Consider the following 21,257-nt stretch of genomic DNA (forward strand, 5'->3'; position numbering starts at 1 on the left):
TTGTGGCTATGGCCCTGCTGGTAACCTTGCTTCGGGGCAACCTCCCCATTGCCGCGATACTGGTTGTGCCATTCCGTAAGGGTGCTACGGGCAATGCCCAGCAGTTGACTGACGGCAACTTTGGATTGGCCTGACTCAATCGAGGCAATCACTTTCTGGCGCAGGTCAAGGCTGTAGGGAGCTGGCATCACTATAGTCCTCTCGATATCCTGTCATTCTGCCTGACCGAACCCTTATACGGATTGCTATAAAACTTGCGTTGGCCCCCAAGCTCGCAAGACCCAATTCCATCAACCAATAGAGGCCTCGGCGCACCCAAGTCAAAGGCTTCAGGGCCTTCGCTCTGAAGCCTTTGAGGATAGCGAGAGGGAAGTTGGCCCTAGGCGTCGGCGTGGGCGTGGCGGTTGTAGAGGAAGTCGAGGGCTTCGTTGCGCAGCTCGTAGAATTTGGGGTCTTCCATCATGCGGGCGCGATCTCTGGGGCGAGCGAAAGGCACCTGCATAATTTCACCAATTTTGGCGGCGGGGCCGTTGGTCATCATCACGACGCGATCGCTCAAGAACAGCGCCTCGTCGATGTCGTGGGTGATCATCAGCACGGTGATCTGGTGATCTCGCCAGATGGTCAGCAGCTCCTCTTGCAGCTCTTCCCGAGTAATCGGATCCAGGGCGCCAAAGGGCTCGTCGAGAATCAGCACCTTAGGCCGCAGGGCCAGAGCGCGGGCAATGCAGACTCGCTGCTTCATGCCGCCAGAGAGGGCGCTGGGCTTTTTATTGGCTACATCGGCTAGGCCCACCATTTCCAGGTGCTCCATGACAATGCGCTTTTTGATCGCCTCAGATTTGCCAGGGAACACCGACTTCACGCCCAGGTAGATGTTTTCGTAGGCGGTGAGCCAGGGCAGCAGGGAGTAGTTTTGAAACACCACCATGCGATCGGGGCCGGGCGCTTGAATTGGCTGAGTTTGCAAGCGCACTTCGCCGTTAGTGGGCTGGCGAAACCCGGCCACCATATCCAGCAGGGTCGATTTGCCACAGCCCGAGTGGCCAATGACGCAGACAAACTCGCCTTCGTTGATGGCCAAGTTGATGCCATCGAGCACTACAAAATCGCCGGTGGGGGTGGGGTAGACCTTGGAGAGATTGTCGAAAACCAGGAATGGTTCCTGGGTCTGGAGGTAGGTGGTGGATTGAGTAGGAGTGTTTAGCACTTGCATGGTCGGGGGGTGTGAGTGGGTGGGGAGTAGGGGCTGAGCATTGCTCAGCCCCTACAGCAGGTTCGTTGCACAGACAGGAAGGAGAGGATTAGCGGACAATCACGGCATCCATTGGCACTTCTTCGATGCGCAGGTCGCGCTTGATGGCGAACTGATTTAGGTATTTCAGCGGCTCGTCGGGGTCAAAGACAAGGCCATCAAACAGGTGGATGGGATGGCGATCGCGCCCCGTATCCACCAGCCCCAGCTCGCGGGCTGCCTGGCCAAAGATGTCGGCCCGCTTCACCCGCTCAGCCACGGCTAGCCAGTTGCGGGGAAAGGGCGTGATGCCCCAGCGGGCCATCTGGGTCATCATCCACACCGCCTCAGAGACATCGGGGTAGTTAGCCTTGCCGGTAAAGAACTGAATGTAGTTGAGCACATGCTCGGGCTGGCTGCCGTCGCCGCGATCGTAGGGGTCCAAAAAGCCTTGGCGAATGTGGGCTTCGTCGGCCCCAACGTATTCGGGCTTGCAGAGCAGATCGACAATTTCTTCGCGGTTGCGGCGATCGTCGCAGTATTCACAGGCTTCGAGCAGTGCTTTGACCAGAGCCAAGTGGGTTTTGGGGTACTGTTCGGCCCAGGCTTCGGTGACGCCGAGCACTTTCTCTAGATGGCCAGGCCAGATGTCGTTATCGGTTGCCATCACTACACCCGACCCTTCACTAACGGCACGGGCGTTCCAGGGTTCGCCGACGCAGTAGCCGTCGATGGTGCCCGCCTTCAGGGTCGAGACCATCTGCGCTGGAGGAATTACCGTGACGCTGACATCGCGATCGGGGTCGATGCCGCCGGAGGCCAGCCAGTAGCGCAGCAGCAGATTGTGCATGGAGGTGGGATGTACCGCCGCCAGGGTGTGCACCCGGTCGGGGCGGCGATCGATCGCTGCTTTAAAGTCGCCCAGGGTGCGCACTCCTGCATCAAACAGGCGCTTGCTAAAGGTAATGGCGTTGCCGTTGCGGCTAAGGGTGAGGGCGCTGACCATGGGTCGGGGTCGCTGGTTGCCGTAACCCAGGGTCATGCCCAGGGGCATGCCCGCCACCATCATGGCGGCGTCGAGGCGACCGGTGGCCACGCCGTCGGCGATCGCATTCCAGCTGGGCTCGCGGTTCAGCGTCACCTGGCTCAGGCCGTGGGCCTCAAACAGGCCCTTTTCTTTGGCCACTACCAGGGGCGCACAATCTACCAAAGGAATAAAGCCCAGCTCTAGATTTACCTTCTCCAGGCCGTTGGCGGCCATGGCCACCACGGGCTTGGCCTTGTGCAGCTTGGCCCGCTTCTGCTGGTTGAGAAAGTAGACAATCTCGTTGCGCAGGCTGTAGTAGTTGGGGTGCTTGACCACCTCCATACGTTCGCGGGGGCGGGGGAAGGGCACATCGACAATCTGGCCGACGTGGGCCTCGGGGCCGTTGGTCATCAGCACGATGCGATCGCTCAGCAGCAGCGCCTCGTCTACATCGTGGGTGACCATGACGCAGGTGACTTCGTTTTCCTGACAGATCTGCATCAGCTGTTCTTGCAGGCCGCCGCGCGTCAGGGCATCCAGTGCGCCAAAGGGTTCATCGAGCAGCAGCAGCTTGGGGCGAATCGCCAGGGCACGAGCGATCGCCACCCGCTGCTTCATGCCGCCGGAGATCTGTCCGGGGCGCTTGTTTGCCGCCTTTTGCAGCCCCACCATCTCGATGTGGTGGTCGATCATGCGATCGCGCACCGCCTGGGGATGCTTCTTCATCACCCGGTCTACTGCCAGAGCAATGTTTTCGCGCACCGTCAGCCAGGGCAGCAGGGAGTAGTTTTGAAATACCACCATGCGATCGGGGCCGGGTTCTGTGACCTGCCGCCCCTCCAGCACAATGCCGCCCGCGCTGGGCTGGTCGAGGCCCGAGAGAATGTTTAGCAGGGTCGATTTGCCGCAGCCTGAGTGACCCACCAGGGAAACAAATTCCCCTTTGTGAATTTGCAGGTCGATGTTTTTTAGAGCAATATATTCGCCCCCGGTGGGCAGCTTAAAGACGCGATCGACGTGGTCAACTTCGACAAAGACAGACATGGTGCGCAGGGAATGAAGGTGCAGGCAGACAGGAATTTTTGAATCTCGTCAGCAATGGGAGTAGGGTGGGCACCGCCCACCACAACCTTGGCAGAATCACAAGTTCGATGCAGTGCGTTGTGAACGAGGTCTACCCTCGTGTGGGGGCAGGTGAGCATTGCCCGCCCCACAGAGCTACTGCTTTTGCTCTTCGGGCAGCACCAGGCCACCAACAAACACAATCAGGCGATCGAGCAGCAGACCCACAATGCCCACGTAGAGAATGGCGATAATAATGTCGCTGATACGAGAGCTGTTCCAGGCATCCCAGATGAAAAAGCCGATGCCTACGCCGCCAATCAGCATTTCTGCCGCTACGATCGCCAGCCAAGACAGGCCAATGCCAATTCTGAGGCCGGTGAAGATATAGGGCACGGTGGCCGGAAACAAGATCTTAAAGAAGTACTGAGACTTAGACAGTTGCAGCACCCGCGCCACGTTGTTGTAGTCCTGTGGAATCTGGCGCACGCCCTCGGTGGTGTTGATGATGATCGGCCAAATCGCCGTAATAAAAATCACGAAAATGGCGGAAGGATTTGCCTGCTGAAACGCCGCCAGCGAAATGGGCAGCCAGGCCAGGGGCGGCACCGTACGCAAAATTTGAAATAGGGGGTCGAGGGCGCTGTACATTAACGAGCTGGTGCCCACCAAAATGCCCAGAGCGATACCCACAATAGCGGCCAGGGTAAAGCCCAGGGCCACCCGTTGCAGACTCGTCCAAACCTGCCAAAACAGTCCCTTATCGGTGCCACCGTAGTTAAAGAAAGGATTGATGATCAGCTCCCAGGTTTCTTGCACCGTGCGCACTGGGGTGGGCAAGTTGGCATCGGGCCCCATGGTGAGCACCTGCCAGATGACTAAGAAGATCAGAATCGCCACCACTGGGGGAATCAATCCCTTGAGCCAGTCCAGAGACGCATGGGCAAGCTTTTGCAGGTTAAAGCGCGATCGCGCCGGGCGAATATCGAGGGGTGCCGTCATTGGGGTTGCATCTCCAGGATTGAGAACAGCGAACGAAGGATTTTCCAGGCCAGCAAACTCAGGGCAGGTAGTTCCCCTCCCCGTGGAGAGGGGCTAGGGATGATCTACACCCGCTTGATCTTCAAGCTGTCGAGGTACGCCTGGGGATTTTCGGGGTCGAAGGTAACGCCGTCGAAGAAGGTCTCAACTCCACGAGAGGTGCCCTTGGGAATCATGGCTTCTTGGCCCAGGGCAGTAGCCGCTTCGCGCCAGAGGTCTTCGCGGTTGACCGCATCAACCCACGCCTTGGTGTCGGTGTCAGCGGGCAGCTTACCCCAGCGGATGTTCTCAGTTAAGAACCACAGGTCGTGGCTCTTGAATGGGTATGAGGCATTGTCAGCCCAGTATTTCTGCATCAGGTCGGGCAGCTCTTCGACGCGGTCTGTGCCAAAGTCGAACTTCCCTTGGGAGCGATCGATAATGTCTGCAACGGGCACATTAAACCAGGCGCGTTCGGAGAGAATTTGGCACATTTCCTCCTTATTCTCAGCCTGATCGCACCACATAGCCCCTTCTAGCGCACCCATTAACAGAGCCTTGGCAGCTTTGGGATTGGCATCGACCCAGTCGGCCCGCATGCCCAGGGCTTTCTCAGGGTGGTCTTTCCACAGTTCGCCCGTGGTCAAAGCGTTATAGCCAATTTTCTGGTTCACCAATTGCAGCGGCCAGGGCTCGCCTACGCAGAAGGCATCCATGTTGCCTACTTTAATGTTGGCCACCATCTGGGGCGGGGGCACCACGATGGTCGAGATATCTTGGTCGGGGTCGATGCCGCCAGCCGCCAGCCAGTAGCGCATCCAGAGGTCGTGGGTGCCACCGGGGAAGGTCACTGCGGCCTTGAGTTCTTTGCCTTCGGCCTTGCGCTTGGCAAACACTTCTTTGAGCGGTGTGCTGTCTTTGGTGACCTTGAGGTCGAGGTAGTCGTTAGAGAGCGAAATGCCTTGGCCGTTGGTGTTGAGGCGAGCCAGGATGTACATCGGCACCTTTTTGCCGTCGGTGACAATGCCCTCAGAGATCAGGTAAGGCATGGGGGTGAGAATGTGTGCCCCGTCGATGCCGCCGCCGCCAGAGCCCAGCACCAGGTTGTCGCGGGTGGTGCCCCAAGAGGCCTGCTTCTCAACCGATACGTCGGTCATGCCGTACTTGTCAAAGAACCCTTTGACCTTGGCAATAATCAACGGCGCAGAGTCGGTTAGCGCAATAAAGCCCAGCTTAGCGGTGGTGGTTTCTGGCGTCTCGGCCGAGCCCGCTGGCGCTGCGGTCGGAGTATCTGACGAAGCTGAGTCAGATTCACCCTGACTGCAAGCATGGAGCAACACAGTGCCGGCTGCTGCGGTGCCAGCGGTCATCAAAAATCTACGGCGATTTAGTCGAGTCATATTGTGCTCACTCCAACGTTAGGCAATGCGATGAATTGGAAAAGATGATCGGGTAGCGGCGTATCACCGTTGTAGTCATTCCCGAGAAACCCCTAGGCCTCAACCTCAATTTCTGCTGCACAAAAGCCGATGTTTAGCTCTCCATAAAATTAGAAGTTATCTAAACAAACTGTGGCAATTTTGGCAGAATAAATAAGAGATAGGTGATTGATTAGTAGACTTTGGGCTAAGATTTGCCCCCAGAGCAGCCAGGCTTTTGGTTGAACGCTGCCAAAAAGGAAGCTTCTTTGCCAAGTTAAACTGTCTCAGCAAAGCAGTGTTTAGAATTTACAAAGCCGTAGCTCCGCGTTTTTTAGTTATTAAAATACCGAGTGAAAATTCCAGCATTTCTGTGGCTAGCACTGCGGTATTTGAGCTTAAGTTATTCAAACTTTGCAACGTGTTTTGTATTTTTAGTTACGCTTTGTAGCAAGCCATCCTTTTATCGCATGAACAACATGTAGGATTTGCATAATTCGCTGGGTAGGCCATGTCTCAGCACAGCGCGTACCCTAACTACAGCCCAAGCTGTGGGGCTAAGGGTTGTGTAAAGGGCTACGCTCGGAGCGATCGCAACCATGGTGTTGCCAACGAAGTGGCGAATATTGCTGACGGTGCTGCCGCTGACGGGCCTATACGGGTTGGCCAAGGTGGCTGTACACCGTTTAGGTTGGGAACCGTGGGCCTTTGACCCCCTCACCGGATCACTATTTGGGGCGGCGACCTTTGTGGTTGCCTTTGTGCTCAATGGCACCCTGAGCGACTTTAAAGCCAGTGCTGATATGCCGGTGCAGGTGGCTAATGCCATCGAGGCCATTCAAGACAGCAACTTGCTGGTGGCTAAGGCCAATGGAGAGTATGACCCTATCCCCCTGACTCAAAATCTGGTGGCTATTTTGCAGGCCACCCTCGACTGGCTAAAGCGAGACAAGCCCCAGGATGCGATCGCCCCTGTCCTCGACCAACTCAACGTCTCCCTGGCAGGGATGCTGCCTTACACCAGTGGCCCCATCATCAGCCGCACCCAAGCGGAGCAGGCCAAGATTCGCCTGCTGCTTGCCTACATTGGCATTAATCGCGATACCGACTTTGTCGGCCCGGCCTACGTGCTGCTAGAGCTGTTTTTAGTGGGGGTCTTGTGCGCCCTGCTGCTGATTGGGGCCGCCAGCTTTAGCGAAACCCTAGTGGTGTCGTGCCTGCTGTTTACTGCGTTTACCTATCTGCTGCTGCTAATTCGCGATCTGGATGACCCGTTTCAATACGACGGGCGATCGAGCGTTGACGCTGACCTGTCAATCTTGGTGGCCCTGCGCGATCGCCTGCAGCAAACCTTGGCACCGTGATAGCACCTTAAAAGAGACCAGGTATCTGCTGCACATGTCACCAACACTGCCACACGATCAGACACCCGGTCCCTAAGCTAAAAACCCTTAACTCAGGTTCGCCCTACAAGAATTTGTTGGCCATGCCGATCAGCCCGGCCATTTGCCCTAGGTCAACATCGCCCGAGAGCACCTTTTGCAGCAGCCCGCCGCCCTGGCGGTTCGACCCTTTGACCAAGAACTGAGCGATCAGTGGGGTCACACTTCTGACCATGGCCGGATCGGCCCCGACTCGCTGGGCGATCGCGCTAATCTGATCATTAGCCAGCAATCGATCTACGGCACCCGTCGCGGCGACGGTTTGCAGCGTCCCCATCAGACCCCCCGGGTTACCTCGGCCCTGAGACTGAAGAACGCCCTGGAGGCTGCTGGCGATGCCGCCAATTTTGTTGTTGTCCACCGGGGCGTTGTTGAGGTTGCCCAGCAGTGAGCCGATCAGGCTACCGTTGGCTTCGGTATCGGAGGCGGAGATCGCCTGGTTGACCATACCCATTAAATCCATTGTTTCACCGTTTTAGTCACGTCTCGCACAGGCTAAACTTTTTGCCCAGCATCAGCAAGGCATTTTTGCAGCTGAAAATTCCTACCGGGCACTACCGGCGGTCAGGCTAAACCGCTTGGCGCGATCGCTCTTTTCTTCAAAGTCGATCACCGGCCCCAGGGGCACAATCTGGTGCGGGTTCACGCCGGGGTGGCTCATGTAGTAATGGCGCTTGATGTGGTCTAGATTGCAGGTGTTTTTGAAGGCGGGCTGCTGGTAGAGATCGCGTAGATAACCCCAGAGGTTGGGGTAATCGACAATGCGGCGTAGGTTGCACTTAAAGTGCACGTAGTAAACCGCATCGAAGCGATAGAGGGTGGTGAACATACAGATATCGGCCTCGGTGAGGCGATCGCCGCACAGATAGCGCTGGCGATCGAGCACGCCTTCCCAATGGTCGAGGGCGTCGAACAGCTCGGTCACCGCCTCTTCGTAGGCAGACTGCTGAGTGGCAAACCCGGCTCGATACACGCCATTGTTGATGGGCTGATAGATGGCGTCGATAACGCTGTCGATTTTGTCTTGCAGTTGGGCAGGGTAAAGGTCAACGTCGTTGGTGGCCACCTCATTCCACTCTGTGTCGAGCATGCGAATGATCTCGCTCGACTCGTTGTTGACGACGGTGTTGGTCTGCTTATCCCACAGAATGGGCACCGTCACCCGGCCAGAAATATCAGGCTTGGCCTTGGTGTAGATCTCGCGCAAATACTGCGTCCCGTTCACCGTGTCGGGGATTGCGCCGGGGTAGTCGCTAAAAGCCCATCCTTCGTCGCCCATATAAGGATCCACTACCGATACCGAAATGGCGTTAGTCAAACCCTTCAGCTCGCGTATAATCAGTGTGCGATGCGCCCAGGGGCAGGCTAACGAGACGTAAAGGTGGTAGCGATCGGCCTCTGGCTTAAATTCGCTGCTGCCATCAGCCTTAGTGAAATGGTGAAAGTCGGTTTCGGGACGCACAAATCGCCCCTGGTCATCTTCTTGGCTGCGCTCTTTCTGCCACTGACCGTTTACAAGTAGGCCCAATCCCATAGGGTCTCCTTTATTTTTCTTTACATATGGATTTCAGCATACTGCGCCTCGCCAATGCCGTCCTCTGGCTTGAGAAAGACCTCTACCGCTGGGAAGAAGAAGCTAAGTCTCAAGGCACAGGCATCCTTACCCGTTTGCCAAGCGTCAATATGCTGTAGACCAATCGACGAGAAAGGTTTCGACCATGGCTAGGTGTTAGGGCCCATCACCCGACGTTATTCAAGCTCTCTAGCCCCTGCCTGGCGCTCAGCCCCAGCGCATACCTTCACCCAGATGTGAGACGCTAGAAACCAGTGTTATCTGGACTCGCCCCCTATGCAGGTCGCCTGGCAAGACGTTAAGCCCTACGAAGACATCGTTTACCAAAAGGCCGATGGCATCGCCAAAATCACCATCAATCGGCCCCACAAGCGCAATGCCTTTCGCCCCAAAACCATTGTCGAGCTGTACGAAGCTTTCTCCAACGCCCGCGAGGACAGCCGCATTGGCGTGGTGTTGCTGACTGGGGCGGGCCCCCACACCGACGGCAAATATGCTTTTTGCTCGGGCGGCGACCAGAGTGTGCGCGGCCACGGTGGCTATGTGGATGAGGGCGGTGTGCCCCGGCTCAACGTGCTCGATTTGCAGCGGCTAATTCGCTCCATGCCCAAGGTGGTGATTGCGCTAGTGGCAGGCTATGCGATCGGCGGCGGCCACGTGCTGCACGTGGTGTGCGACCTCACCATTGCTGCCGACAACGCCATATTTGGCCAAACTGGCCCCAAGGTGGGCAGTTTTGACGGCGGTTTTGGAGCTAGCTACCTATCTCGCATGGTCGGCCAAAAGAAGGCCCGCGAAATCTGGTATCTGTGCCGCCAGTACAGTGCTCAGGAAGCGCTCGATATGGGCATGGTGAACTGCGTGGTGCCGGTAGAACAGCTAGAGGCTGAAGGCGTACAGTGGGCTCAGGAAATTTTGCAAAAAAGCCCGATCGCCATTCGCTGCCTCAAAGCGGCCTTTAACGCTGATTGCGATGGTCAGGCGGGGCTGCAAGAGCTAGCGGGCAACGCCACCTTGCTCTATTACATGACCGAAGAAGGCTCTGAGGGCAGGCAGGCATTTCTGGAGAAGCGAGAGCCAGATTTTCGGCAATATCCCTGGCTACCCTAGGGGAGTAGATGGGTGGATGAGTAGGTGGGTGGATGGGTGGGCAGTGCCCATCAGCACTGTGCTATTCCACTAGGGCGATCGCTTATACTTGTACAAATAACTGGACAGGTCTCCATGCGAGTTGTTACCTTCAGCGAGGCTAGAAACAAGCTGAAAACCATTCTTGACCAGGTGGTGAATGACGCTGACTACACCGTTATCACCCGACGCGATGCAGAGGATGCTGTTGTGATGTCGCTAGACTACTTCAACAGTCTGCTAGAAACCGTTTACTTACTCAAATCTCCCGCTAATGCGACCCATTTAGAAGAGTCGATCGCCCAGTACCGCCAGGGCCAAACCACGGAGCGGGACTTGCTCGATGAGTGATCGCAAGCTGGCATGGACAGATGCCGCCTGGAAAGATTATCTCTATTGGCAAAGTCAGGATAGAAAGACTCTGAAGCGACTTAATTCACTCATTCAGGCGACTAAGAGCCTCCCCTTTAAGGGCATCGGTAAGCCCGAACCTTTAAAGGAAAACCTATCTGGTTTCTGGTCACGTCGCATCGACGACACCCATCGCTTGGTCTACGCCGTAGATGACGACTATTTGACTATTATTTCCTGTCGCTACCATTACCTGTAGCGTATTTGCATCGAGCCTAGTTTTCTGGCTCAGATAGGTCATTGAAGCACGTGCGGTGGATAAGTAAGGGGTTGTCTTGAGAGGTTGAACCATGCTTAGAGCAATTGATCGAGATCTTTGGGTAGCCGAGCAGCCCCTACGGTATTTTGGGCTGAGCGTGGGCACGCGCATGACGGTGATTCAACTGTCAAACAACGAGCTAATCATTATTTCGCCGATTCAGGTAAGTGATCAATTGGTAGGTGAGCTAAATGAGTTGGGCACGGTCACGCATATTATTGCGCCTAATCTGTATCACTACCTCTTTGCCGCAGAGTTCAAGGCGGCCTACCCGCCGGCAACATTTTGGGCTACGGCGGGGCTGAGGGCAAAGCGGCCAGAGTTGGTGATCGATCAGGTTATAGCAGGTGGTTTAAACAATCTGTGGGATGGAGTTGAGCGCCTGTTCTTCGATGGATTTAAAACCCTTGGTTCCAGCGGCCCAGACCCGTTGGATGAGTGGGTGTTTTTCCATGTCGCCAGCCGGACGCTGATTTTGACCGACACGGCTTTCTGTTTTGATGAGAGCTTTCCATGGGTAACGCAGCTAGTGACGAGAATTGGCGGTGGCTATAAAAGCTTGAGCCCATCGCTACTAGAACGCATGGCAACTAGAGACAAGGAAACAGTCAAGGCCTCGGTTGAACAGGTTCTGCGCTGGGATTTTGATCGGGTGATTATGGCCCACGGCAGCATTGTCGAGCAGGGCGGCAAGCAGCAATTCAAGCGTGGGTTCGAGCAATTTCTAGGGCGTTCACTCTAGGTCAGCTCAACTGCAACCCAGGAGGTAGGCACGCCCACTGGGGCAGATGACGATCGCACCCTTCGGTGATAGCCTGCGAAAGGCCCGTTGTGATTGACTTTCATTGCCCATGAACCTTCTACTTGAGCGCATTCAGACCAGCCTGCTTGATCTGGTGGGGCAGTTTATTCAGCTCTTACCGGGGATAGCGATCGCGCTGGTGCTGGTGCTGCTCACGGGGTATGCCGCTAAGGTGACCCAGAAGATGGTGGGCAAAATGACTAAGCGCCTTGTGCCTAGCCGATCGCTGCAACTGCTGGCCGTGCAAGTCACCCGCATTGGCACCTGGGCAGTAGGGCTCATTATTGCGGCAGTGATTGCCTTTCCAGATTTGCGATTAGGCGACATTATTGGCCTGCTGGGGCTAGGTTCGGTCGCGATTGGCTTTGCCTTTCAAGACATTTTTAAAAACTTTTTGGCGGGCATTTTGCTGTTGCTAGAAGAGCCCTTTCGCCTGGGCGATCAGGTGATCATGTGTGACTACGAGGGCACGGTAGAGGCGATTAAAATTCGCTCGACCCAGCTGCGCACCTATACCGGGGAGCTGGTAGAAATTCCTAATGCGATCGTGTTTACTAACCCGGTGCGGGTGCTGACCGCCTTTCGCAGCCGCCGCACCGACCTGGGTATTGGAGTCGATTACACGACGCCCCTACCCCTGGCCAAGCAAACCTTTCTAGAGGTGATTAACCGTGCCGATGGGGTGCTGAGTGACCCGGCCCCCGAGGTCGATGTGGTGGGTTTTGGTGATAGCTCGATTGACTTTAAGCTGCGCTACTGGACGACGCCTCAAATGGCGGAGGTGCGCCGCATTCAAACCCAGTTGGCCATGGCCCTCAAGGCCGCCTGCGACGAAGCAGGCATTTCGATTCCCTACCCGATTCGCACCGTGCATCTGTTTGATCAAACACAGTTTAGCGAAAGCAAACTCCTGGACACCGGCGACTCAGTGGGGCAATAGTCGCGTTCTAGGCTCCCCCGTCGATGCATCGATCCTGCTTCCTCAAAGAAAGCCTACACAACTGAGGCAAGGTTTGTCATCTCTTTAATGTGCCAGAACGGGCGATCGCCCTTATCCCCTGTAGATCAGGAATAGATAAGAGAGCACACGCGAAAAGATGACTTTAAAACCGATGCACAGCACAACCCTGAGGCTGCGACCAAACTCGACCGGAAATTGCTTTGGTCTGAAAAAACGGCAGCCCTGGGTGGGGAGTTTGGCCGCTATGGCCTGCCTGATAGCCGGGCCAGCTTGGGCTGAGCCAGGGGCGCTTCCGGCAGAGGTGCTAGAAGTGCAGCCTTGGGGAGGTATTAACTTTGAGACCGTTGGAGGCAGCCAGGACTTTGGCAGTCTGGAAGGATTTTTACCCCTATGGCAAGTGCCGGGGCAGCAGATTTGGTTTTTGCAGGGCCGAGCGCGGTTAGACACCGCTGGCTTTTTGGGCAGCAATCTGATGCTGGGCTATCGCACCCTGGGCGGCAATCGCACCAGTCTAACCGGAGGATATGTCGGGATCGATACTCAGGCCTATGGGGGAGGAACGTTTTATCAGACGGGGGCTGGCCTAGAACATATCAACAATGGGTGGGAGCTGCGGGGCAATGTCTATTGGCCCCTGGGCGATCGCAGCACCGCCACCACCTTGCTCAGCACGGCATTTTTTGAGGGCAACCAGCTGCTGCTGCCCACGACCCGACAGGTTGCGATGGCCGGTGGGGATATGAGCGTGGGTGGGGCGATCGCCACCCTAGGATCCCTGGGCTCGCTCAATGCCTATGGAGGACTCTACTACTACAGTCCTCCCGACCAGCCGGGCTTTTTTGGGGGGCGGGCCTGGCTGGCTGCCAGCCCCCTAGAGGGGTTAAATCTGCGGCTCGGCTTGCAATACGACGACTACTTTGGGGCCAATGTGCTGCTGCAAACGGGCTTTAGCTGGGGTGGGTCTGGCCCCCGATCGGCGGCGACAGGCCTGGCCCTGGGGCAGCCGATTCAGCGCACCATGGGCATTACTCTGGGTGCCGAGGCCCAAGTGCAGGCGGCGATCGACCCCGATACAAACCAGGCTTATCGGTTTTACCATGTGCAGCCTGGCTCTACTGCCGCTGGCGATGGCACCGCTGCCGCCCCCTATGGTGCGATCGATCCGGCGCTGAGCGTGGCCAGCAGTGGCGATCGCGTTTATGTTCAGCCGGGCAGTTTGGCCAGCGGTTTCACCATTCCTTCTGGGGTGCAGGTGTTGTCTACCGGCCCGCTTCAGCCCCTGCGTACCCAGGTGGGCACCCTGGCTCTGCCGGGGTCGGGTAGCGGCCTGCTGCCCCACGTACCCGGCACCGTGACCATGGGGCACGATAGCCTGCTGTCGGGGTTCGCCGTTGCCCCAGAAGCCGGCCAGGATGGGATCCAGGCTTTTGGGGTCAGGTCGGTGACGATTTTAGGCAACCAAGTTCTGTCGACGCGCAACGGCATTTTGCTAAATGACGTCAGCGGAAATCTGATCGTGCGCCGCAACCAGATCCAGGATGCTAGCGAAAACGGGATCTTGCTCAATCTTTCGGGCCAAACAGTCAACACCGCTGACCTGAGCAACAACGACATTCATCGGGCGACGGGCAACGGGCTGTTGGTGAGAGCCGCTGACGCCAGCCAGATCAACAGTCTGCAACTCAACCAAAACCGCATTGGCAGCGCCGGTGAAAATGGCCTGATGGTGATGGCTGAAACCAACAGCCGCTTGGGGACTGTGGCGATCGCCGAAACCCAGATCGCTGCCGCCGGAGAAAACGGCGTATTAGTCTTGGCCGGTGCCGGTGGCCAAATTGACAACCTAACGCTCAGCCAGCTCGACCTGGGCACCACCGGCACAAATGGCCTGCTGCTATTGGCGGAGGACGGCACCATCGCCGCCGCAACCGTTGCCGATGTAAGCCTAGGGCAAAGCCAGGGCAATGGGGTGCTGGTGCTAGCCGACAACGGCAGTCACCTTGGCCCCGTCAATCTAACTCAACTTCAGATGGCGACTACCGCAGAAAATGGGGTGGCCCTGTTGGCCTTTGGGGGCAGTCGTGTAGGCCCATTCACGCTCAGCCAAAGCGACCTAGGCCAGGTTGGCAGCAACGGGGTGCTGGTGCTAGCCGACACCAGTAGCGCCCTGGCCGATACCACCCTAGACACCGTCGCCATTCAGTCGGCCGGGGCTAATGGCCTGCTGGTTTTGGGCCAAAACAGCTCTACCCTGGCAACAGTTACGGTCAATGACCTCACTGTAGGCCGAGCCGACGCCAATGGCCTGGTGCTGATTGCCGATAGCGGCTCCCAGATCGCTGCCGCTACGCTGAGCGCCCCCCAGGTGGCCAGCGCTGGTGAAAATGGGGTGCTGGTGTTAGCGAACAACGGCGGTCAGATCGCCACCGTTACCCTCGACGGCGGCGACATTCAGCAGGCCGGTCAAAGTGGGGTGCTGGCGCTGGCCATGAACGGTAGCCAAATCCAACATTTAGCGGTGACTAACACAGAGATAGGCAGCGAGGGAGCTGCCGCGATCGCCAACAATGGCATTCTCATTCTGACCGCTCAGGGCAGCCGCATAGAGGCCGCTACCCTAGATGGCAACCGGCTGACGGGGGTAGGTGCTACTGGCATTCAGCTGCTCGCCCTCGATCAAAGTCAGCTGGGTACAGCTCGCATTAGCGGCAACCAGCTCCAGTCGATTGGCGGCGACGGCATTTTTGTGATGTCTGAGGGCCAGAGCCAAATCAGCCAGACCACTATTGCCGGCAATCAGCTGCAAGCCATTGACCAAGTTGGTATGCAGGTTTTGGCGCTCAACCAGGGGCAGATCGCGGCCACGCAAATTAGCGACAACACCCTCGACACCATTGGCGCAGACGGTATGGTCGCCTTTGCCGAGTCTGGGGGGCAGCTGGCCACCGTCACTGCTGATAGCAACCGAGTCAGCCAAGTTGCCCGAAACGGCCTGAGCCTCTTTGCCACGAATGGTGGCACCATCGACCAGGCTGCTCTCGTCAACAACCAAACCCAGACAGTAGGCAATAACGGCATCTTTGCCTTTGCCGACGGCACCGGTCGTTTTTCCACGCTCAGTGTGGTGGGCAACCAAATTCAGGGGTCGGGCAATCATGCCTTAGAACTCGGCAACGAATCAGCCCAACCCCTCTGTGCCCAAATCACCAATAACCAGAGTACTGCTACTACAAATCTCGACGCCAACCTGTTTGTTGGGGCAGGCAGTACGCTGCAAGTGGTCGATTTGACCCAGCTCAATCAGTTGAACAACGGTACCTTCACCCAGATCAACAGCGCTGGGGCCATCGCCGGTAGTCAGGGCAAGCCTCCCTGCCCCTAACGGGCCGCAGTTGGGCTGATGGGCGTTGCTTGACGCAGGTATGATTTGCTCCCCAGTCCCCAAAATTGGGGAATTTAGCTCAAAGTCCCCCAATATTGGGGGACTTTGAGGGGGCGACGAGAGCATATCGCCTTTCCAGATTCATTGCTCGATTGAGCACCGCTGGGCTTATGCCCCTTTGGTCGCACTGCGAATGCAGCGGCCGATGTGGGTGTCGATTTTAAGAATGTGGCTGGTCAGCCAGTCAGCCAGCTGCTGATAGATTTCGATAGCTACCGCCTCGCTGGCGTCGCTGGCTTTGTAGCGATCGTGCAGTTGGCCAAAGGTGGTAATGAAAGTCGCATGGGCCTGCTGGTTGACTTCGGCAATGGGGCACTTGTGCTTGGCAGCGCAGGCTTCTTCATGCTCAAAGTGCCATTCGGCGTAAAACTTAAGGAAAGCGAAGAGCTTTTTAATGGCGGTGCTGCCTTTGTGGTGGGCGATCGCTAGGCCTAGATCATTGACGGCGGCAATCAGCTCTTTGTGGTGGGCGTCGATCATCGGTACGCCAGTGCTGAGGGAGTCGTCCCAGGTGAAGGGTTGGAGGGTGATGGTTTCCATAGCGGGTTAGGGGGGAATATGGGGCAAGGCAAACAGGGGGGTGACGGAGCGTTACTCGTTTACTTCTTGGCGACTCAGTTCTAATAAGGGAAGCAGAGCGATCAGCCAGAGGGTGAGGGCACTGTTGTAGGACAGGGTGAGATAGAGCCAGAGCCAAAGCGTGACAGCTAGGCCGGGGGGGCTGGTGACCAGGTCAGTCAGCTTGAGCAGGCCGAGAAATCCTTGCAGCAGTCGTAGAGTGTCTTGGGTCATGGCTACACCTTGCCTTTGAGAAAGCCGACCAGGTTTTGCAAAAAAGACTGGCTAACTGGGGCGGCACCAGCTCCCCCGGCCGTGACGCTGGTGGCAAATCCATGCTCTAGCGAAGTCGGGGTAGTGAGGTCGAAGGCGGCGGGGGGTGGGGCGGCTATCATCGGCATTTCTTCAGCGAGGCCGGTGACAATGAGGCGAAAGGCAATCTGCTGGGCCTTGGCTACGGGCAGGTTAAGCTGCTGAGCAATATCCTTGATGGCCATGGTGCCGTTGGTAAACTCCCACACCTGCCATTCGTTGGGGTTGAGACGCAGGCTAGGCTTGCTTTCGACTACGCTGATCAAGGCTGAGGAGGGGTCGGGCAGTTTTTCGTCGAGGGCGGCCCAGTCCTTGAGGGCGCGCAGCCCGGCTAGAGTGACATCGGTGGCGGTGGCGATCAGGCCGGTCATCTCCGAGACGGGCAGCGGAGCTTTGGGATCAAACTGAAACCAGCCGTCGGGCAGGGCAAACAGGGCGCACACCTGACGCATCACCTGGGTGTAAAACAGCAGTTTGAGCTGTTCGGCGGTGAGCACGCCTTGGTTTTTGAGGCACAGGCCCAGGGGGGTATGAAGCTGGCAGCTTTGGGCCAGCCGCGAGACGGCGCGATCGCCCATCCAGCCCCGCTGGGCAATCAACCGCATCAGGCCCTGCTGGTCGAGGCTGTTGCCCGCGGCAACAATTTGCCCCTGGCTCAGCCAGATGTGGTGGTTGTGGCGAGCGACGGTGTTGGGGTCGGTGAGAGTGCAAATCGTTAACAGGCCGGTTTTATTGCCCTGTTCTACTAGCTGAAACAGTTCGGGCAAAGAGAAATCGGCGAGGTATCCAGTGACAGTCATGGGTGTTATCCCTTTCTGCGGGCGAGTGAGTGGGTTAGCTGTAGGCGTGGAGGATCAAAACAGGGAGGGAGGGGGGATGGGGTTGAGCCTGGGGAGTTGACGGTTTTGTACCGCTAGCTTCAACACTGCATCCGTAAATCCCGCATGTTTAACTGAATTTCGGTGGTGCTGTATCGGCGGGCCGTTAGGTCGTAGGGGCCAAGCTACCAGCCCAGGTAAACTGCACCAGGGAAATGACCGCTTGGGCCACCGAGGCGGTTTCGTTAGCGTTGACGGCAACCACGGGCGGGCGGCGGTCAGGGTTGGGGTAGCCAAGGGCTAGAGCAATGTTGGCGGCATCCCAGGCACCGGGGCAGTCGGTGTGGGTAAGACCGATGATCATGGGCACGGGCGATCGCTGCTTCATGAAGGTCATGATGCGGCGGGCCTCACGAAACTCGTGGGGTCGGTGGGCCGCCACTAGCAAAATGTAGGCATGGGCCTTTTGAATCAAAATGTCCCACATGAAGTCGAAGCGCGACTGGCCAGGGGTACCGTAGAGGTGCAGGGCCATGTCAGGGCCAAACTGGAGACGACCAAAGTCAAAGGCAACGGTAGTGCGCTTTTTGAGCAGCAGGGTGTCATCGGTGGCGCGGCGATCGGTGTCTACCACCTCAATTTCGCTGACGGATCGAATAAAGGTGGACTTGCCGGCCCCCACAGGGCCGGTAACCACTAAACGCATGATTTCCATGGGTGGGCGGAGGCAATGAAGAACAAGGTTAACTGTCGGGAGACAGACCCTAAAACCGATGAAGCGCAGCGCTTTTGCCTGGGGAAGATCGAGCATTTCCCTTGCCGGTGAGAAACACCCTTGAGAAGACCAGCATCCCCCGGGTCTTGCAGTTAAAGATTCGCTCTATACCCCCCCTTCTTAGGGGCAAAGGGGGGATTTCTAGGCGGTATCTCACCATCATGGGCATGGTTCACCCTGCTTGAGGGATGAGGGGCTACATCAAAACGGCTTTCAAATCGCTGAGGGTGCGCTTGATTTCGAGCATCAGCAGGCCCTGCTTCGCCGCTTTGTCGGCCAACACCAGGAACACGGCGTCTTCGCCGCAGCTGGTGAGAATGCCGTAGCCCTTGTCGCCCTCGACAAAAATGCGATCGATGCCGCCTCGGGCCAGCTCGCTGCCAATGCGATCGCCCAGGGAAAGCATAGCGGCCGACATAGCTGAAACCCGTTCTTCATCCATGCCGCCGGGCAGGCAAGCCGCTAGAGGTAGACCGTCGGGGGTGACCACGGCCGCTCCTTGAATATCGGTGGTAGAGGTGACAAAGCTTTGCAAAATGTTGGTGAGTTTTTCGGTGCTAATCGCCATGGTGCGTTCTCTCTTTGGTTAAGGAAAATGAGGTGAATTAATCTGAAATGAAATAAACAGAGGTGTGCGTCTAGGCACTACATTGACCCAGCACCGGTTTTGACCAGTCGTCTAAAGAGACCCTCAGACCAGCCGGTTTCTTTCAACACTGCTGCCGAAGAAACTTCGATGTAGGCTTGCTCAATAAAGGCCAGATCTACCATGCAAATTTTGGCTAGGGCCTCGCGCAGCTGCTCATTTTTATCGTCTATTTGGGCGCGTTTGCCAGCCTCATGCACGACCACAGCCATGGCGGGCACCACGTGCTGGGGGCCAATGCCGATCCGCACGTGAATTAGACCAATGCGCCAGCGCCGCTCGGCGTAGGCATCGCCCCAGTTATCCATGCCGGTGAACATTTCGTGGAACCAGGCCACAAACGTTTCGTGCAGCCGGTGAATTCTGCCCTCAGACTCGTTGAGAATGGCACTCATCTCGGCATCGCGGCCCAGATACTCATAGAAATAGTCGGCCATTGCAGGGGCTATTTCTAAGCCCCAACCGGCGGTAGATTGAAGCACTTGGCGGTCGTCGTCGGTGAAGCCAATGCGCGACACCATCTTAGACATAAATTCTTGGGGTTCAAGGCTCATTGGGCTAATCCTTAAAGTAGGGCTTTCTTTCAACATCCTTGTTTTATCGCTTTAGCCCCAGGCGACAACATGGCGTGAATACCTAAGATTTAGAAGTTTGGATGTTTTGCGGCAGAGTGCAAAATATGGCCTACTTTTTGAACTTTAATCACAACTTTGGCGGGTATTTTCTAAGATGGGGAACGCCCTTATTGCTTAAAGACGATGCCAGCAATACACCTACATAGATAAAGTGTTGTAACTGACTTAAACAACCGTGGAACTGTTAATATCGCTAAAGCAATGCTAAAGCTCGGGCTGGGGCGATCGCACTTTAGTAACCCCTGAATTGTTTATTTCGAGATCGTGCAGCTAGATCTCACAGTTATGGATAAAAGTTGCTTTTTCTCAGATAACTCTGTTTAAAACTGGGGGCAGCTTTCCCCGGCAGCGATCTCTAACCTAGGGTTATTTGTCAACAGTATTAAGCTATGCAAAGCAAAAACTGATTCTGCTCAGCCTCAGGCTGCGTGAGATTGCGGACATCGGCGATACATTTCTTCAAATAGCGTGGCGCAGGCAGGCGGTTGAGGCCTGATTTGCCGCCAGAAGGCTATATAGTGAGATGCGATCGCAGCACCATAGCGTAGCCAGGCAACCCGTTGCCTAGTGCTAAAGCCACAGCGATCGCCAGCCCTACCAGTTTTTGGCCCCTAGAGACAGTTAAACCCATGGCCCGACGACCAACGGCAGATGACGGGGTAGATCTGGCCCCTTATATAGATCACTCACTGCTCAGCCCGACGGCTACGGCGGAGCAGGTGGCCCAGTGGTGTGCTGAGGGCGATCGCTACGGGTTTGCCTCGGTTTGCATTGCCCCCTGCCACGTGCCCCAGACCGTAGATCTCCTACACAACACCAAAGTCAAAGTCTGTACGGTGATTGGCTTTCCTACCGGAGCGACCACCTCGGGCACCAAGCTTTATGAGGCTCAGGAAGCGGCCGAGCGGGGAGCCGACGAGCTCGATGTTGTGATCAATCTAGGGTGGCTCAAGACGGGCAATACAGAGGCCATTCACCGAGAAATTGCCACCATTTGTGAAGAGACGGGGTTGCTGGTCAAAGCCATTCTCGAAACCGCCGTGCTCACCCCGCCAGAAATCGCTCTCGCTGCCGAGGTTTGCATGGATGCTGGAGTTTCATTCTTAAAGACCAGCACCGGCTGGCAGGGGGGCGCTACCGTCGAAGTTGTGCGCCAGTTATGGGAGCTGACCCAGGGCCAAGTGGGCATTAAAGCCTCTGGCGGTATTGGCACGGCCGCCCAGGCGGTGGCCCTGGTGCAGGCGGGGGCAACCCGCCTGGGCACCTCGCGCGGGGTCGATCTGATGCGGCAGCAAAAAGAGGAGCCAACCGGTGCGGAGGCAGTCAGCGACCGCTCTCAATCTAGCCCAGGTTGAGCTTGAAGAAAATTAAGCCGATTAACGTGATTAGCCCAAGGGACTGGCGGAAGTAGTTAACCCCAGTAGACAGTTCTAGCCAGGCCCAGGTGAACCAGGTGCCAAAGGCCACTAGTTCAACGGTGGTTTGCAGCGGGCTATTGGGAAGAACAGCTTGTAGAACAGTTGCCGTTACAGCCACGATAATGGGCAAGTTTGGCGGTTGAGCAATAACCAGGTTGCCTTCGCCGTCGCGAAAGATGCGATCGAACAAGGATGGGTACTGCGCCCCAGAAGTCTCTAAATTGCGGTTCATAGGATGTATATGCCTAATTGGAAAACGGCTGAGGATTCATGGTAGTGCTGTTGCCCACCGCAAGGGATGTACCAGATGTCAGAT

General features: G+C 56.6%; 23 protein-coding genes. 9 read left to right on the plus strand and 14 right to left on the minus strand.

Features of this window, described 5'->3' with window-relative positions; all coding sequences use genetic code 11:
- The 5 genes from H6F57_RS17115 to H6F57_RS17135 form a co-directional block, all read right to left on the minus strand.
- Positions 1-188: IS630 transposase-related protein (locus H6F57_RS17115; RefSeq protein WP_190624969.1), on the minus strand; the 188-nt coding region annotated here is incomplete at its 3' end.
- 191 nt (positions 189-379) lie between these two features.
- On the minus strand, positions 380-1,216 hold the full coding sequence (locus tag H6F57_RS17120) for a nitrate ABC transporter ATP-binding protein (protein ID WP_190629210.1): 837 nt from the start codon (positions 1,214-1,216) through the stop codon (positions 380-382).
- Positions 1,217-1,304: 88 nt separating this feature from the next.
- Complete coding sequence (locus H6F57_RS17125; RefSeq protein WP_190629212.1) at positions 1,305-3,305, minus strand: nitrate ABC transporter ATP-binding protein; 2,001 nt, start codon at positions 3,303-3,305, stop codon at positions 1,305-1,307.
- 174 nt (positions 3,306-3,479) lie between these two features.
- Entirely contained in the window at positions 3,480-4,325 is an 846-nt protein-coding gene (gene ntrB / locus H6F57_RS17130) for a nitrate ABC transporter permease (protein WP_190629215.1), read from the minus strand.
- A gap of 104 nt (positions 4,326-4,429) precedes the next feature.
- Positions 4,430-5,743 (minus strand): CmpA/NrtA family ABC transporter substrate-binding protein, encoded by a 1,314-nt coding sequence (locus H6F57_RS17135; protein ID WP_190629217.1) that lies wholly within the window; start codon positions 5,741-5,743, stop codon positions 4,430-4,432.
- 617 nt (positions 5,744-6,360) lie between these two features.
- Between H6F57_RS17135 and H6F57_RS17140 the strand changes: the two genes are divergently transcribed.
- Positions 6,361-7,125, plus strand: coding sequence for a hypothetical protein (locus H6F57_RS17140; protein ID WP_190629219.1), 765 nt, complete (start codon positions 6,361-6,363; stop codon positions 7,123-7,125).
- 103 nt (positions 7,126-7,228) lie between these two features.
- Here the strand turns inward: H6F57_RS17140 and H6F57_RS17145 are convergent, their stop codons facing one another.
- Together H6F57_RS17145 and H6F57_RS17150 are read right to left on the minus strand one after the other, a co-directional pair.
- Complete coding sequence (locus tag H6F57_RS17145) at positions 7,229-7,666, minus strand: hypothetical protein (RefSeq protein WP_190629221.1); 438 nt, start codon at positions 7,664-7,666, stop codon at positions 7,229-7,231.
- Between the two features lie 81 nt (positions 7,667-7,747).
- Positions 7,748-8,737, minus strand: coding sequence for a glutathione S-transferase family protein (locus H6F57_RS17150; RefSeq protein WP_190629222.1), 990 nt, complete (start codon positions 8,735-8,737; stop codon positions 7,748-7,750).
- Between the two features lie 26 nt (positions 8,738-8,763).
- Here H6F57_RS17150 and H6F57_RS28080 point away from each other — a divergent pair, with 26 nt between their 5' ends.
- The 7 genes from H6F57_RS28080 to H6F57_RS17180 all read left to right on the plus strand — a co-directional run bounded on the left by H6F57_RS28080 (position 8,764) and on the right by H6F57_RS17180 (position 15,719).
- Positions 8,764-8,895: a hypothetical protein gene (locus H6F57_RS28080; protein ID WP_277873688.1), complete on the plus strand. Its 132-nt coding sequence runs from the start codon at positions 8,764-8,766 to the stop codon at positions 8,893-8,895.
- 157 nt (positions 8,896-9,052) lie between these two features.
- On the plus strand, positions 9,053-9,886 hold the full coding sequence (gene menB / locus H6F57_RS17155) for a 1,4-dihydroxy-2-naphthoyl-CoA synthase (RefSeq protein WP_190629224.1): 834 nt from the start codon (positions 9,053-9,055) through the stop codon (positions 9,884-9,886).
- 114 nt (positions 9,887-10,000) lie between these two features.
- Positions 10,001-10,255, plus strand: a complete 255-nt coding sequence (locus H6F57_RS17160; RefSeq protein WP_190629227.1) for a type II toxin-antitoxin system prevent-host-death family antitoxin — start codon at positions 10,001-10,003, stop codon at positions 10,253-10,255.
- Entirely contained in the window at positions 10,248-10,514 is a 267-nt protein-coding gene (locus H6F57_RS17165) for a Txe/YoeB family addiction module toxin (protein ID WP_190629229.1), read from the plus strand. Before H6F57_RS17160 ends, H6F57_RS17165 begins: the two co-directional genes overlap by 8 nt.
- A gap of 91 nt (positions 10,515-10,605) precedes the next feature.
- Entirely contained in the window at positions 10,606-11,316 is a 711-nt protein-coding gene (locus H6F57_RS17170) for a DUF4336 domain-containing protein (RefSeq protein WP_190629231.1), read from the plus strand.
- 109 nt (positions 11,317-11,425) lie between these two features.
- Positions 11,426-12,316, plus strand: coding sequence for a mechanosensitive ion channel family protein (locus H6F57_RS17175; RefSeq protein ID WP_190629233.1), 891 nt, complete (start codon positions 11,426-11,428; stop codon positions 12,314-12,316).
- 265 nt (positions 12,317-12,581) lie between these two features.
- On the plus strand, positions 12,582-15,719 hold the full coding sequence (locus H6F57_RS17180; protein WP_190629235.1) for a right-handed parallel beta-helix repeat-containing protein: 3,138 nt from the start codon (positions 12,582-12,584) through the stop codon (positions 15,717-15,719).
- 168 nt (positions 15,720-15,887) lie between these two features.
- Here the strand turns inward: H6F57_RS17180 and H6F57_RS17185 are convergent, their stop codons facing one another.
- From H6F57_RS17185 to H6F57_RS17210, 6 genes are all read right to left on the minus strand, one after another.
- Positions 15,888-16,319 (minus strand): hemerythrin family protein, encoded by a 432-nt coding sequence (locus H6F57_RS17185; protein ID WP_190629237.1) that lies wholly within the window; start codon positions 16,317-16,319, stop codon positions 15,888-15,890.
- Between the two features lie 51 nt (positions 16,320-16,370).
- Positions 16,371-16,571 (minus strand): hypothetical protein, encoded by a 201-nt coding sequence (locus H6F57_RS17190; protein WP_190629240.1) that lies wholly within the window; start codon positions 16,569-16,571, stop codon positions 16,371-16,373.
- Positions 16,572-16,573: 2 nt separating this feature from the next.
- Positions 16,574-17,449 carry a DUF4388 domain-containing protein gene (locus tag H6F57_RS17195; protein ID WP_190629241.1) on the minus strand — a complete coding sequence of 292 codons (876 nt, stop codon included), beginning with the start codon at positions 17,447-17,449 and terminating at the stop codon, positions 16,574-16,576.
- Positions 17,450-17,633: 184 nt separating this feature from the next.
- Entirely contained in the window at positions 17,634-18,182 is a 549-nt protein-coding gene (locus H6F57_RS17200) for an ATP/GTP-binding protein (RefSeq protein ID WP_190629244.1), read from the minus strand.
- A 256-nt stretch (positions 18,183-18,438) separates the two neighbouring features.
- Positions 18,439-18,810: a roadblock/LC7 domain-containing protein gene (locus H6F57_RS17205; protein ID WP_190629247.1), complete on the minus strand. Its 372-nt coding sequence runs from the start codon at positions 18,808-18,810 to the stop codon at positions 18,439-18,441.
- A 77-nt stretch (positions 18,811-18,887) separates the two neighbouring features.
- The gene (locus tag H6F57_RS17210; protein ID WP_190629248.1) at positions 18,888-19,442 is read right to left on the minus strand and encodes a protoglobin domain-containing protein; all 555 of its coding nucleotides are present in this window, start codon (positions 19,440-19,442) and stop codon (positions 18,888-18,890) included.
- Between the two features lie 710 nt (positions 19,443-20,152).
- Between H6F57_RS17210 and deoC the strand changes: the two genes are divergently transcribed.
- The gene (gene deoC, locus H6F57_RS17215; protein ID WP_190629285.1) at positions 20,153-20,878 is read left to right on the plus strand and encodes a deoxyribose-phosphate aldolase; all 726 of its coding nucleotides are present in this window, start codon (positions 20,153-20,155) and stop codon (positions 20,876-20,878) included.
- Here the strand turns inward: deoC and H6F57_RS17220 are convergent.
- On the minus strand, positions 20,865-21,173 hold the full coding sequence (locus H6F57_RS17220) for a hypothetical protein (protein ID WP_190629250.1): 309 nt from the start codon (positions 21,171-21,173) through the stop codon (positions 20,865-20,867). The two genes, deoC and H6F57_RS17220, sit on opposite strands and share 14 nt — an antisense overlap.
- Positions 21,174-21,257: the final 84 nt, after the last annotated feature.

Origin of the sequence: Leptolyngbya sp. FACHB-60, from assembly GCF_014695775.1 — a bacterium.
Classification (GTDB): domain Bacteria; phylum Cyanobacteriota; class Cyanobacteriia; order Phormidesmidales; family Phormidesmidaceae; genus Nodosilinea.

Coding starts and splice junctions, on each gene's coding strand:
- H6F57_RS17120 (WP_190629210.1), bottom strand. CDS start 1,216: ATGCAAGTGCTAAACACTCCTACTCAATCCACCACCTACCTCCAGACC.
- H6F57_RS17125 (WP_190629212.1), bottom strand. CDS start 3,305: ATGTCTGTCTTTGTCGAAGTTGACCACGTCGATCGCGTCTTTAAGCTG.
- ntrB (WP_190629215.1), bottom strand. CDS start 4,325: ATGACGGCACCCCTCGATATTCGCCCGGCGCGATCGCGCTTTAACCTG.
- H6F57_RS17135 (WP_190629217.1), bottom strand. CDS start 5,743: ATGACTCGACTAAATCGCCGTAGATTTTTGATGACCGCTGGCACCGCA.
- H6F57_RS17140 (WP_190629219.1), top strand. CDS start 6,361: ATGGTGTTGCCAACGAAGTGGCGAATATTGCTGACGGTGCTGCCGCTG.
- H6F57_RS17145 (WP_190629221.1), bottom strand. CDS start 7,666: ATGGATTTAATGGGTATGGTCAACCAGGCGATCTCCGCCTCCGATACC.
- H6F57_RS17150 (WP_190629222.1), bottom strand. CDS start 8,737: ATGGGATTGGGCCTACTTGTAAACGGTCAGTGGCAGAAAGAGCGCAGC.
- H6F57_RS28080 (WP_277873688.1), top strand. CDS start 8,764: ATGGATTTCAGCATACTGCGCCTCGCCAATGCCGTCCTCTGGCTTGAG.
- menB (WP_190629224.1), top strand. CDS start 9,053: ATGCAGGTCGCCTGGCAAGACGTTAAGCCCTACGAAGACATCGTTTAC.
- H6F57_RS17160 (WP_190629227.1), top strand. CDS start 10,001: ATGCGAGTTGTTACCTTCAGCGAGGCTAGAAACAAGCTGAAAACCATT.
- H6F57_RS17165 (WP_190629229.1), top strand. CDS start 10,248: ATGAGTGATCGCAAGCTGGCATGGACAGATGCCGCCTGGAAAGATTAT.
- H6F57_RS17170 (WP_190629231.1), top strand. CDS start 10,606: ATGCTTAGAGCAATTGATCGAGATCTTTGGGTAGCCGAGCAGCCCCTA.
- H6F57_RS17175 (WP_190629233.1), top strand. CDS start 11,426: ATGAACCTTCTACTTGAGCGCATTCAGACCAGCCTGCTTGATCTGGTG.
- H6F57_RS17180 (WP_190629235.1), top strand. CDS start 12,582: ATGGCCTGCCTGATAGCCGGGCCAGCTTGGGCTGAGCCAGGGGCGCTT.
- H6F57_RS17185 (WP_190629237.1), bottom strand. CDS start 16,319: ATGGAAACCATCACCCTCCAACCCTTCACCTGGGACGACTCCCTCAGC.
- H6F57_RS17190 (WP_190629240.1), bottom strand. CDS start 16,571: ATGACCCAAGACACTCTACGACTGCTGCAAGGATTTCTCGGCCTGCTC.
- H6F57_RS17195 (WP_190629241.1), bottom strand. CDS start 17,449: ATGACTGTCACTGGATACCTCGCCGATTTCTCTTTGCCCGAACTGTTT.
- H6F57_RS17200 (WP_190629244.1), bottom strand. CDS start 18,182: ATGGAAATCATGCGTTTAGTGGTTACCGGCCCTGTGGGGGCCGGCAAG.
- H6F57_RS17205 (WP_190629247.1), bottom strand. CDS start 18,810: ATGGCGATTAGCACCGAAAAACTCACCAACATTTTGCAAAGCTTTGTC.
- H6F57_RS17210 (WP_190629248.1), bottom strand. CDS start 19,442: ATGAGCCTTGAACCCCAAGAATTTATGTCTAAGATGGTGTCGCGCATT.
- deoC (WP_190629285.1), top strand. CDS start 20,153: ATGGCCCGACGACCAACGGCAGATGACGGGGTAGATCTGGCCCCTTAT.
- H6F57_RS17220 (WP_190629250.1), bottom strand. CDS start 21,173: ATGAACCGCAATTTAGAGACTTCTGGGGCGCAGTACCCATCCTTGTTC.